This window comes from Pseudosulfitobacter pseudonitzschiae, from assembly GCF_002222635.1.
Taxonomy (GTDB): domain Bacteria; phylum Pseudomonadota; class Alphaproteobacteria; order Rhodobacterales; family Rhodobacteraceae; genus Pseudosulfitobacter; species Pseudosulfitobacter pseudonitzschiae_A.
Window position 1 is genome coordinate 2,783,128 of the sequence record NZ_CP022415.1, and the last position, 11,939, is coordinate 2,795,066.

General features: G+C 60.2%; 11 protein-coding genes, 1 other RNA gene, 1 pseudogene and 1 riboswitch. Of the genes and pseudogenes, 10 read left to right on the forward strand and 3 right to left on the reverse strand.

Translation table 11 applies throughout. The features are described from left to right. Positions 1 to 13: 13 nt before the first annotated feature. Positions 14 to 982 (reverse strand): NAD(+) diphosphatase, encoded by a 969-nt coding sequence (gene nudC / locus SULPSESMR1_RS13720; RefSeq protein ID WP_089421334.1) that lies wholly within the window; start codon positions 980 to 982, stop codon positions 14 to 16. Between the two features lie 139 nt (positions 983 to 1,121). Between nudC and SULPSESMR1_RS13725 the strand changes: the two genes are divergently transcribed. From SULPSESMR1_RS13725 to recR, 6 genes are all read left to right on the forward strand, one after another. After that, the gene (locus SULPSESMR1_RS13725; protein ID WP_162791910.1) at positions 1,122 to 2,984 is read left to right on the forward strand and encodes a 5'-nucleotidase C-terminal domain-containing protein; all 1,863 of its coding nucleotides are present in this window, start codon (positions 1,122 to 1,124) and stop codon (positions 2,982 to 2,984) included. Positions 2,985 to 3,027: 43 nt separating this feature from the next. Beyond that, positions 3,028 to 3,126, forward strand: an RNA gene (gene ffs / locus SULPSESMR1_RS13730) — signal recognition particle sRNA small type. 189 nt (positions 3,127 to 3,315) lie between these two features. Further along, positions 3,316 to 3,678, forward strand: coding sequence for a YidH family protein (locus tag SULPSESMR1_RS13735; protein ID WP_089421336.1), 363 nt, complete (start codon positions 3,316 to 3,318; stop codon positions 3,676 to 3,678). A 70-nt stretch (positions 3,679 to 3,748) separates the two neighbouring features. Then, on the forward strand, positions 3,749 to 5,497 hold the full coding sequence (locus SULPSESMR1_RS13740; protein ID WP_089421337.1) for a DNA polymerase III subunit gamma/tau: 1,749 nt from the start codon (positions 3,749 to 3,751) through the stop codon (positions 5,495 to 5,497). Positions 5,498 to 5,560: 63 nt separating this feature from the next. Further along, positions 5,561 to 5,905, forward strand: coding sequence for a YbaB/EbfC family nucleoid-associated protein (locus SULPSESMR1_RS13745; RefSeq protein WP_089421338.1), 345 nt, complete (start codon positions 5,561 to 5,563; stop codon positions 5,903 to 5,905). An 89-nt stretch (positions 5,906 to 5,994) separates the two neighbouring features. Continuing rightward, positions 5,995 to 6,588: a recombination mediator RecR gene (gene recR, locus SULPSESMR1_RS13750; RefSeq protein ID WP_089421339.1), complete on the forward strand. Its 594-nt coding sequence runs from the start codon at positions 5,995 to 5,997 to the stop codon at positions 6,586 to 6,588. A gap of 74 nt (positions 6,589 to 6,662) precedes the next feature. Here the strand turns inward: recR and SULPSESMR1_RS13755 are convergent, their stop codons facing one another. Both SULPSESMR1_RS13755 and SULPSESMR1_RS13760 read right to left on the reverse strand, forming a co-directional pair. Then, positions 6,663 to 7,841 carry a type III PLP-dependent enzyme gene (locus SULPSESMR1_RS13755; protein ID WP_089421340.1) on the reverse strand — a complete coding sequence of 393 codons (1,179 nt, stop codon included), beginning with the start codon at positions 7,839 to 7,841 and terminating at the stop codon, positions 6,663 to 6,665. Positions 7,842 to 8,117: 276 nt separating this feature from the next. After that, positions 8,118 to 8,876: a DUF1013 domain-containing protein gene (locus SULPSESMR1_RS13760; protein WP_089421341.1), complete on the reverse strand. Its 759-nt coding sequence runs from the start codon at positions 8,874 to 8,876 to the stop codon at positions 8,118 to 8,120. Between the two features lie 126 nt (positions 8,877 to 9,002). On the opposite strand from SULPSESMR1_RS13760, the gene SULPSESMR1_RS13765 reads away from it, so the two are divergent. The 4 genes and pseudogenes from SULPSESMR1_RS13765 (at position 9,003) to cobW (ending at position 11,939) form a co-directional block, all read left to right on the forward strand. Then, complete coding sequence (locus SULPSESMR1_RS13765; protein WP_089421342.1) at positions 9,003 to 9,632, forward strand: ribonuclease T2 family protein; 630 nt, start codon at positions 9,003 to 9,005, stop codon at positions 9,630 to 9,632. A 139-nt stretch (positions 9,633 to 9,771) separates the two neighbouring features. Next, positions 9,772 to 10,136: pseudogene (locus SULPSESMR1_RS13770) on the forward strand (integrase core domain-containing protein); the annotation flags it as partial. A gap of 70 nt (positions 10,137 to 10,206) precedes the next feature. Then, a riboswitch (cobalamin riboswitch) is annotated at positions 10,207 to 10,417 on the forward strand. A 93-nt stretch (positions 10,418 to 10,510) separates the two neighbouring features. Continuing rightward, positions 10,511 to 10,885, forward strand: coding sequence for a DUF1636 family protein (locus SULPSESMR1_RS13775; protein ID WP_089421343.1), 375 nt, complete (start codon positions 10,511 to 10,513; stop codon positions 10,883 to 10,885). Further along, positions 10,878 to 11,939, forward strand: coding sequence for a cobalamin biosynthesis protein CobW (gene cobW, locus SULPSESMR1_RS13780; protein WP_089421344.1), 1,062 nt, complete (start codon positions 10,878 to 10,880; stop codon positions 11,937 to 11,939). Before SULPSESMR1_RS13775 ends, cobW begins: the two co-directional genes overlap by 8 nt.

Sequence of the window (11,939 nt, forward strand, 5' to 3'; positions counted from 1 at the left end):
AAAGAGTTTCATCTTAATCCAGTGTGTCTGCAAGCCAGTTTTCCAGCAAAAAGTGCGCGATTGCACCTTTCCGCGCTGGCAACATGCGCGGATGCTCACCTGCAAAGGCCTGTACCATTTCCTCGCGACTGACCCATATCGCATCTTCGATCTCGATCGGATCAATGTTGATTTCTTCACTGGTCGCTATGCCGTGGCAGCCAAACATCAATGACGCCGGAAAGGGCCAGGGTTGGCTGGCCAGATAGTCCACTTGCCCGACCCGCACACCGCTTTCTTCAAAGACTTCGCGGCGCACGGCGGCCTCAAGCGTCTCGCCGGGTTCGACAAAGCCAGCCAGCAAGGAATACATCCCGTCCGGCCACCCCGGCGAGCGACCCATCAGCACCGAATTACCGTTGGTAATCAACATGATCACAACCGGATCGGTGCGCGGGAAGTGGCTGGCGTGACAGGCAGGACAATCACGTTTCCATCCAGCATCGGCAATCTCGCTGGCGGCCCCGCATTTCGAGCAAAAGCCGTGGCTTTCGTGCCAGCCGATAATCGCCTTGGCAGTGGCGGCCAGTTCGGCATCGCGCGGGCTGAGCCATGTCATAACGCGGCGCAACTCGGCAAAGACTTCAAGGTCTTCCAGCGTCGGATGGTGCTGTTCGCTGGGGTCCAGAAAGCCACCCAGTGCCGCCATATCGGTCTGGTCCGGCTCCCACTTCGACAGATTAAAGGCAAAAAGTGGTGCGCCGTCTTCGCGGCCAAGAAATATAGGTTCTTCCACCGCATCCTGCAAAATCGGATGGTCCATCGGCAGGCGCATCAGAATGGTGGGCCGGATGCGCACGATCAGCGGCTTGCCGCGCCACAGCGCAATTGCACGGGCGTCGGGATGGGTGCGGGCGGCGGCCATGGCCTCGGGGTTTGCGCGTATCTCGCCTGCGCGGTCCAACGCCGAACCTCCGAAAGTCACCTGCTCTGCGTATCGCATCTGTGTCGTCTCCCTCGTACCATTTTTACCTGTGCCACGCGGGCAAAACGGGTTCAATCCCATGAAAAATCCTTGTGACCTGCACCTTGCAACCCAAGGGGATTTATTTGTCCAAAATTCTACTTTACGGATCGTTGATATGGTCAACGCCATTTCGCCTTTGCCTCCCCCAGATAACGGCTCGGTCACTGCCGAACTGTGCATTCTGGCCACCAGCGACATCCATATGCAGCTGACCGCACATGACCACACGCTGGACATCACACGTCCGACCGGCGGCCTGTCGCGGGTGGTCACGCTGATAGAGCAGGCCCGCGCAGCGCGGCCCGATGCGCTGGTGCTAACACTGGACAACGGCGATTTGCTGCAAGGGGCCGCAATGGCAGATGTCATGACCACCCCCGCGCATCTGGCACAACACCCGATCACGGCGTGCCTGGCGTTGGCAGGCTATGATGCCATCGGTCTGGGCAATCATGACGTAGACCACGGCCTGCACGTCACGCACCGCCTGTTAAAAGGGGCGAACTGCCCCGTACTCAGCGCCAATTTCGAATCCGCGGCCTTGCCGTTCTTGCGCCCCTATACACTGTTGCGGCGCAAGGTGCGTGGCGATGATGGCGCCCTGCATCCGGTTTGCATTGGCGTGATTTCTGCCCTGCCGGAACAAACAGGGGTCTGGAACTATTTGCAACTGAACCAAAGCGCCCGCATCGTCGATCCGATGGCCCGACTGGCAGCGCTGATCCCGCAGATGAAATCCGAAGGGGCCGATCTGATCGTTGTGCTGGCCCATGCGGGTATCGTGCCGGATACTGCGGCTGACAGGGACGAAAATTTTGCACTGTCCGCCGCACGGTTGCCCGACGTCACAGCAATCATTTGCGGCCACACCCACCTGTCCTTGCCCGGACCGGATCACCGGGACGTCGACGGTGTTGATGCCAACAGCGGGCAACTGGACCAAGTGCCCGCCGTGATGCCCGGCTTCGCGGCACGCGCGCTTGGCGTGATCGACATCAAGCTGGAGCGCACGACAAACGGTTGGCAGGTGTGCGACAGCCACTGCACCCTGCACGCCACCAGCGAAGACACCCCCGAGCACCCTGCCATCTTGCAAGCCACCGCAGCCGCCAGCAGGTTGACGCAGGCCCACATGGGTGAACCCGTGGGCCACACCGACATGCACCTGCACAGCTTTTTCGCCTATGTCCGCGCTGATCACGCCACGCATCTGCTGGCCCACGGCATGAAACGCGCCGTCCGGATTGCCGTGCGCGATACCGCCTATCAGTCCTTGCCCATCCTTGCTGCCACCTGCACAACAGCCAAAGGTGGCACTGCCGGTCCCCAGAACTTTTTGAACGTGCCACCCGGCGTCATCCAGCGCCGGCATGTGGCGATGATCCTGCCCTACAGTGACATGGTCTGGGCCGTTTGCGCCACTGGCGCAGAGATACTGGAGTGGTTGGAACGCTGTGCCATCGCCTTTGAACACCTCCGCCCCGACATACCCGATCAAACCCTGACCCGGCGCGATGTTCCGGGTTTCCTTTTTGACGTGATCTCTGGCCTGACTGTCACATTCGACCCCACACAACCGCCCCGCTATTGCGCGGCGGGCCGCATGATCAACCCTCGGGCGCGGCGCGTTGCAAGCGCGCATTGGAACGGCAGCCCGATCGACCACGACCAGCAATTTCTGGTGGCCGCCAACAGTTTTCGCCTTGCAGGGGGCGGTGGGTTTCCCGGCCTGTCGCCTGACAAAATAGCGTTGCGCACCGATGTATCTGTCACCGCAGCAGCCCTGCATGCACTGGCCGAGGGCCCCGCGCCGGCAATGGCCGCCGACACGTGGCGGTTTAAAACGGGTCTTGGCGTCACTGCTGTGCTACAAACTGCACCCGAAGCCATGCCGCTTCTGGACCAGATCGCTGATCTGGCCCCAGCGCACGTCGGCATAACAGATGCCGGATTTCTGAAACTGCGCATCTCGATGTAGTCAAATGGTTGCCATGCCGCGACACGCCCCCTATATGGGGCGGTGAGAGGTTGGCGCGGGCGAGCGCCTCGCCAACCCGGTCAGATCCGGAAGGAAGCAGCCGTAACGAGTCCCGCTTGGGTCGTTGTCCAATCTCTCACCCTAGCCTTCTTTGTACGGCAAAGCGGCATTCCCCAAAATTCACAGGTCTTGCGCGGCAAATATATCGCATTGCCCAACCTGCCAGCTATCACAGCCGCCTGAAACCTGAGGGCGGGCAAACGTATGATCTTTCTTCATTTTGGCACTAGGTTCGCTTGTCAAGCCAGCACCCTTGCCTCACATTGGTTCAATGTCAGACCAAAATGAGTTGGCCGAAGAGCGCACCGACTGGGCAGAGGACCGCACCAGCCTTGCCAACGAACGCACGTTCGCGGGCTGGATGCGCACAGGCATGGCGTCAATCGCCGTCGCCATCGGCCTTAGGGCCGTATTCGGTGCTTTCGAACCAACTTGGGTCGCCAAAGCCGTCGCGTCGATCTTTCTGGCCGCCGCCCTGTTCATGTTCTGGTCTGCCCAGCGTCAGGCCAAACGCACCCACAGCCGCCTCAGCCAACGCGACGCATCCATCAAAACACCACGCTATTTCATCATCGTCGCTGTGACTATGGCGCTGGGAACAATCGGAACCGGCATCACCCTATGGTCATTGTGAGGTTGGACGGTAGACGCCGCCGCCCCCAGCACATAGGTTTATACGGTCACTCGAATCCAGCAAGGTTGCCATGACCGATACTCCCCCCGTCCAATATCAGGTTCTGGCCCGCAAATACCGGCCCGAGACCTTTACCGATCTCGTCGGCCAGGATGCGATGGTGCGCACGTTGAAGAACGCTTTCGACGCGGATCGCATTGCGCAGGCGTTCATCATGACGGGCATTCGCGGCACCGGCAAAACCACCACGGCACGGATCATCGCCAAGGGCATGAACTGCATCGGCCCCGACGGCAACGGCACGCCCACAACTGAACCTTGTGGCATTTGCGAACACTGCGTTGCGATCATGGAAGGTCGCCACGTGGACGTCATGGAAATGGACGCCGCATCGCGTACCGGCGTGGGTGACATCCGCGAAATCATTGATTCGGTCCACTACCGCGCGGCCTCGGCCCGCTACAAGATTTACATCATCGACGAAGTGCACATGCTGTCGACCAGTGCGTTCAACGCGCTGCTGAAAACGCTGGAAGAACCACCCGCCCACGTCAAATTCATCTTCGCCACTACTGAAATCCGCAAGGTGCCGGTCACCGTGCTGTCGCGCTGCCAGCGGTTTGATCTGCGCCGGATCGAACCCGAAGTGATGATTGCGCTGATGCGCAAGATCGCCAGCGCCGAAAGCGCCGAGATTGCCGATGACGCGCTGGCCCTGATCACCCGCGCCGCCGAAGGATCGGCGCGCGATGCAACATCGCTGCTGGATCAGGCCATCAGCCACGGCGCGGGCGAAACCACCGCCGAACAAGTGCGCGCGATGCTGGGATTGGCCGACCGTGGCCGCGTGCTGGACCTGCTGGACATGATCCTGCGCGGCGACGCCGCCGCAGCCCTGACCGAACTGGGGGCGCAATATGCCGACGGGGCCGACCCGATGGCAGTGCTGCGCGATCTGGCCGAGATCACCCATTGGGTCAGCGTGGTCAAGATCACGCCCGAGGCATCCGAAGACCCGACAGTCTCTCCCGACGAGCGCCAGCGCGGGCAGACGATGGCCGAAAACCTGCCGATGCGGGTGCTGACGCGCCTGTGGCAAATGCTGCTCAAGGCGCTGGACGAGGTCGCCGCCGCTCCCAACGCGATGATGGCCGCCGAAATGGCGATCATCCGCCTGACCCATGTGGCCGACCTGCCCACGCCCGAGGAACTGGTACGCAAGCTCAATAGCACACCGCCCCCAGCACCGGGCGGCAACGGTGGCTCGGTCGGTGGTGCCCCATCTGGTGGCGCTACTCAGGCCTATGCACAGGTTGCACGCCCCGCTTCACACAGTGGTGGCGGTCCGACGACGGCTTTGGCGGTCAATGCGGACAGCGCGCTTGCCCGCTTTCCCAGCTTTGAACACGTAATCGAACTGATCCGCACCAACCGCGACGTGAAACTGTTGGTTGAGGTTGAAACCTCGCTGCGTCTGGCCGCCTATCAACCGGGCCGCATTGAATTCGTGCCTGCTGAAAACGCCCCGCGCGATCTGGCCCAACGGCTGGGTGCACGGCTTCAAACGTGGACTGGCAACCGCTGGGCTGTCAGCATCGTCAATGACGGCGGCGGCAAAACCATAGCCGAAGTGCGCGATGCCGCCGAATTGGAGAAACGTGCCGAGGCCGAGGCACATCCGTTGGTCATGGCCGTCATGGCCCAATTCCCCAAGGCGCGGATTACAGCGATCCGAACCCCCGAAGACATCGCCGCCGAGGCGCAGGGCGAAGCGCTGCCCGAGGTCGAAGACGAATGGGACCCCTTCGAGGAAGACTGACCCTTGCCCTGAACGGGCTACGACATCACATAACAGATAAACGACACACCCAAGGAGACACCAATGCTTAAAGGACTGGGCGGGCTGGGCGACATGGCCGGCATGATGAAAAAAGCCAAGGAAATGCAGGACAAGATGGCGCAGATGCAGGACGAACTGCAAAACGTCATGGTCACCGGCGAATCCGGCGCGGGTCTGGTCAAGGCCACCGCCACGGCCAAAGGCGACCTGACCGCACTGGAAATCGACCCCAGCATTTTCAACAGCGACGACAAGGAAGTTGTCGAGGATCTGATCCTTGCCGCGATCAAGGATGCCCAAGCCAAGGCTGCCGAAAAATCGCAAGAAGAATTGTCCAAGATGACCGAGGGTCTCGGCCTGCCCGCCGGTATGAAACTGCCCTTCTGAACGGGCTACATCTTGCCCCTTAAACTCCCCCCGGAGGGTCGGGCTGTAACACCCCCCTACCGGGCAGGGATGTACCTGAAAGACCACGCGTGAGCTCGACCGATGACATCGACGCCCTGATCGAGATGATGGCGAAACTGCCGGGCCTTGGCCCGCGGTCGGCGCGGCGCGCGGTATTGCATCTGATCCGCAAGCGCGCCCTGCTGCTGACACCGCTGGCAGATGTCATGCAGACCGTCGCGGCCACCGCCCGCGAATGTCTGAACTGCGGCAACGTCGGCACCACGGACGTTTGCGACATCTGCACCTCGAACAAACGTCAGAACGGCGAATTGTGCGTGGTCGAGGACGTCGCCGACCTGTGGGCGATGGAGCGTTCAGGCGTCTTTAAGGGCCGCTATCATGTTCTGGGGGGCACCCTTTCGGCGCTGGATGCCGTCGGCCCCGAAGAGTTGCGCATACCCCGCCTGATTGACCGGATCGACGCCGAAGACGTGCGCGAAGTCATCCTTGCGCTAAACGCGACGATCGATGGACAGACCACCGCCCACTACATCGCAGACCAGCTTGAGGGCAGCGTGACGCTAACCACCTTGGCCCAAGGCGTTCCCATCGGGGGCGAGCTGGATTACCTTGACGACGGCACGATCACCGCCGCTTTGCGCGCCCGCAAACCCGTTTGAATTCATCGTCACACAGCTAAAAAGGTCGCCTGCTCCTCCCAAAGCAGACGACCCTATTCCGCGCGGTCAACCGTTCACAGAACGATCACATCCAGCGGCGGAAATCCGTTGAAACCGATGGTCGCGTAAGTGGTGGTATATGCACCACAGTTGCGAATCATCACCTTGTCACCGGCACTCAGGCTGACAGGCAACATCATTGGACGCTTTTCGTAAAGCACGTCCGCACTGTCGCATGACGGCCCTGCCAGTACGCATGGGCCAAATTCGTCATCATCCCGCGCGGTTTCGAACTGATAGCGGATCGCCTCGTCCATGGTTTCGGCAAGGCCCGAGAACTTGCCAATGTCCAGATAGACCCAGCGGTGCATGTCATCATCCGATTTGCGCGACACCAGCAGGACTTCGGCTGCGATGTGGCCAGCTTCGGCCACCAGACCACGGCCCGGCTCTGCCATCACATAGTCCACAGCACCAAACCGTGCGCGCACGGCGTGCATCACTTCCGACGCGTAGCTGCGCGGTGTGTCGATGCTTTCGCCGTAGAACGCGGGAAAACCGCCGCCCAGGTTCAGCACGGTCAGATCGTGACCTGCGTCTTTCGCCATCGCCCAGACTTTGACCATCTCGTCCAGAACGGGGTTCCAGAACGCCGCACGGCGGGTCTGGCTGCCCACGTGGAACGATATACCCACAGGGCGCAGACCCAATTCAACAGCCATATCCATCAGCGGCACAACCTTCGACGCGGCGCAGCCGAACTTGCGGCTCAGCGGCCAGTCGGCTTGCGAATGCTCGACAATCACGCGGATGTAGACGCGCGCGCCGGGGGCGTGCTCTGCCAGCTTCAGCAGCTCTGCTTCCGCGTCGGCGGCAAACAGGTCGATGCCCACGCCGTATGCGAACGCGATATCCGAGACTTTCTTGATGGTGTTACCAAAAGAGATGTCGCAAGGCTGTGCGCCTTGGCTCAGGCACAGCTCGATTTCCGCCCGGCTGGCCGCGTCAAAGCGCGATCCACGGGCCACGAGTGTGCCGATAATTTCGGGTTGCGGGTTTGCCTTTACGGCATAATGGATGCGGGCACCGGACAGGCCTTCGGCCAGCGCATCATACTGCGTTGCCACCCGCATGGGGTCCAGCACCAGTGTCGGGCGTTCAAATTGGCGGCTGGCGATGTAATCAGCCGCACGATCAGATGAAATAGCGCAAGAGGCGCGGACAATGCCGCGGTATGTAACGTTCATGGTCATCTCCAATGACAACCGCCCATCGAAGGGCGGGGTTGAGAATCAGAGACGTTACCGTCGCTACATAAACGCGGGTCAGTCAGTTAGGCTGACCGGCCAGAGGCGCGTGCGTTGGCGTCTGTGAAAGCGCGTTTATACGCATTGTGGATTCGTGCAAGACAGAAAATGCCTCCGGATTCATTTTTTAAAATTCCGCACATTTGCGCACCACGATCGCCCCAACAAATAGGGGCGGCAGGATCTCTCCTACCGCCCCGAATGGTGTCAATGTCCGTGCGATCAGGCGTCGTCGTCTTCTTCGTCGTCGCTGCCTTCGGGCAGGTTGAAAAGATTGCCAGCATCCAGGTGGGCGCTTTTCTTTTCTTCGTCTTCTTCTTCGTCATGACCCGACAGGCTAAAGGTCTCTAGACCTTCGATCGCTGTCGGGATCTTGGGTTCGGCGTCCATACCAAGGCTTTGTTCGGTGCTGACCAGCTTGCGGCGTTCGTCGTCGGTCATCACGGCACCTTCGGCAGCCTTTTTGGCAGCAGCTTTTTGCACCGCGGCATCCAGTTCGGATTGCTTGGTCAGCCCCAAGGCCACCGGATCAACGGGCTGGATGTTGGCGATGTTCCAGTGCGTCCGCTCGCGAATTGCCTGAATGGTCGGTTTGGTCGTGCCCACCAGCTTGGAAATCTGGCTATCCGCCAATTCGGGATGAAACTTGACCAGCCAATAGATCGCGGCCGGACGGTCCTGACGCTTTGACAGCGGCGTATAGCGCGGACCACGGCGTTTTTCCTCGCCTTGGGCGGCGGCGTTGAATTTCAGCTTCAGCTTGTGCAGCGGATTTTTCTCGGCAGTGTCGATTTCGTCCTGCGTCAGCTGGTTGTTGGCAACAGGGTCAAAGCCTTTGACGCCCGTGGCCACGTCACCATCAGCGATGCCCTGCACCTCCAACTCGTGCATTTCAACGAAGTCGGCAATCTGCTTGAAGCTGATTGTCGTATTGTCCACCAGCCAGACGGCTGTCGCCTTGGCCATAATCGGTTTTGCCATTGTCTCGCTCCTTCTAGCATAACTTTCCCGTCGCCTGAAAAGGCTGTCCTGCGGGGCAGAACGGTTTCCATTGTCGGGGAACTTGTGCGCTATATACTGGCGTAAGGGGCATAAGGGAAGAGGCGAATGCGCGCAGGACTGTTCTGGCTAATGATGGCGCTGCCTGCATGGGCCGGAAATGACCGCGGGGGCGCGTTCGACTATTACGTTTTGTCCCTGTCATGGTCGCCCAACTGGTGCGTGCTTGAGGGCGACGCGCGCAAGTCACCGCAATGCGATGCCCACCATGATTACGGCTGGATTTTGCATGGCCTGTGGCCGCAATACCATCGCGGCTACCCCTCTTATTGCAACACAACAGAACGCCCGCCATCGCGGGGTATGACCGCGCAAATGGCTGACATCATGGGCACATCCGGATTGGCGTGGCACCAATGGAAGAAACACGGCACCTGCACGGGCCTAAGCGCTGACGCCTATTACGCTCTGTCGCGCGAAGCTTATGCCGCTGTGGTGCGCCCGCCGGTCTTTCGCAAGATCACCAGCCGCATGAAGCTGCCCGCCTCGGTTGTCGAAGAGGCATTCCTGCAATCCAACCCTGGCTTTGCACGCGACGGCATCACCATCACCTGCCAGAACGGCCTGATCCAAGAGGCCCGCATATGCCTGTCGCGCGATCTGAAGCCGGTGCCCTGCGGGCGGGACGTGGTGCGCGATTGCCGGATCAAAAACGCCATTTTCGATCCGGTACGTTAAATGTTCTCAGACGTACACTAGATGTTTGATCCCACGGTTTGATGGTGCGATCCTTTCGCAGGTTGGAAGGAAGCATTATGGGACAAGTTCGTCACGGTAGTGCCACGACCACGCACGCCGTCAGAGCTGCAATACAGCGATCCACTGCCGGGCAATGGACAACGGCATCCAGTTCGCCGAGCGGCCCCGCAACCGGAACACAGCATACTCGAGGCAAATGGGATCGAGCACCGCCTGACAAAGCCAAACCATCCGTGGACTAATGGCCCGGTCGAGCGGATGAACCGAACGATTAAGGAGGCGACGGTGAAACGAGGCCATTACGACAGCCATGATCAGCTGCGCACGCACCTTGCCGATTTCATGGCAGCCTACAACTTCGCACGCCGCCTCAAGACCCTCAGCGGCCTCACGCCCTACGAATACATCTGCAAAATCTGGACTTCAGAGCCAGATAGATTCATCCTAAATCCGATCCACCAGATGCCGGGACTGAACATCTAGAGAGCTTAAGGCTCGGGTAAGGTGTGATGATGCGTCGTTAGCATTATCTTGACAAGGCTTTTGCGTTCAGCGCAGATGCGCGGGTGATTGGTGCCTGCGCAAGCAGGTGAAAAGGGAATGTGCAGCCGCGATCTTTCACGGTAAAGCACAGCCGCCCCCGCGACCGTGAGCGAATAGACTGTGTAAGGCCACTGGCATCCCGCTGGGAAGGTATCACAGTCGCAGGACCGCAAGGTTCCGAGTTCGTAAGCCGGGAGACCTGCCATCACCATACGACGTAACCGGACGGGGTGTTCCGGTGTCGGGGCAGATCTGCCTTGCAGAAACACCTCGCCACCTTTTGCCGCGTTCCATTTTATATGGAGCCAGAAGCTATGAACGATCAGACCGAATTGCTGGTCTGTATCAAATGCCGCTCCGGACAGCAGATGGCCAAAGACAGCCGCCGGTCCGGACAGGCACTTTTTGATACATTAACACAACTTGACCGGCCTGCCGGGCTGCGGGTGACAGCGGTTGAGTGTTTGCAAAACTGCGATCACGGCTGCACCGTCGCCCTTCGGGGCGGCGCGCGTTGGACCTATGTCTATGGCAATGTGGATGAAAACGCCGATCCGGCGATGATCCTGAACGGTGCCGCACAGTACCTTGCCACCGCCGACGGGATAATCCCGTGGCGCGAACGACCCGAACATTTCAAACGCAACTGTGTCGCCCGCATTCCGCCCTTGGAGGTGCCCCATGTCTGATCTTGCAAAACTTCCCGTCACCGTCATCACCGGCTTTCTGGGCTCGGGCAAAACCACGCTGGTCCGGCAACTGATGCTTGATCCTCAAGGCCGCAGGCTGGCCGTTATTGTCAACGAATTCGGAGATGTGGGCGTAGACGGCGAGATACTCAAAAGCTGCGCCATCCCTGAATGCCCCGCGGAAAACATCCTTGAACTGGCCAACGGCTGCATCTGCTGCACCGTTGCAGATGATTTCATACCAACCATCGAAGCGTTGATGGCGCTGGACCCGCGCCCCGATCACATCCTGATCGAAACCTCGGGGTTGGCATTGCCCAAACCGCTGCTCAAGGCGTTCGACTGGCCCGACATCCGGTCGCGCATCACAGTGGACGGGGTGATTGCACTGGCCGACACCGAAGCGGTCGCCGCAGGGCGGTTTGCCCCAGATGTGGCGGCGGTAGATGCGCAACGTCTGGCAGATGACAACCTTGACCATGACACGCCCCTGTCCGAGGTGTTCGAAGACCAGATCGCCTGCGCCGACATCATCTTGCTGACCAAACCCGATCTTGCCGGCCCCGAAGGTGTCGCGCGTGCCCGCGCCATGATTGCCGCCAAGGCACCGCACCCGATCAGCATGGTCGAAGTGGCCGAAGGGTTGATTGATCCGCGCATTATTTTGGGGCTGAATGCCGCCGCTGAAGACGACATGGATGCGCGTCCCTCGCATCACGACGGGGCGGACGAACACGAACACGACGACTTTGACAGCATCGTCGTTGACGTGCCCGAACTGGCCGATCCCGAAAATCTGGTCCAGGCAATTGAAAAGCTGGCCCAGGCGCACAACCTCCTTCGGGTCAAAGGTTATGCTGCGGTACGGGGCAAGGCGATGCGCCTGCTGGTTCAGGCTGTGGGCGCGCGGGTGCGCCACCAGTACGACCGCCCGTGGAAACCCGACGAAACCCGCGCAGGGCGGCTGGTCGTAATTGCCGAACATGACAACATCAATGTACAGGTGATCCGCGCGGCGCTGGATGCAGCAGCGCAGCCCGTCGTGGCCGGATAG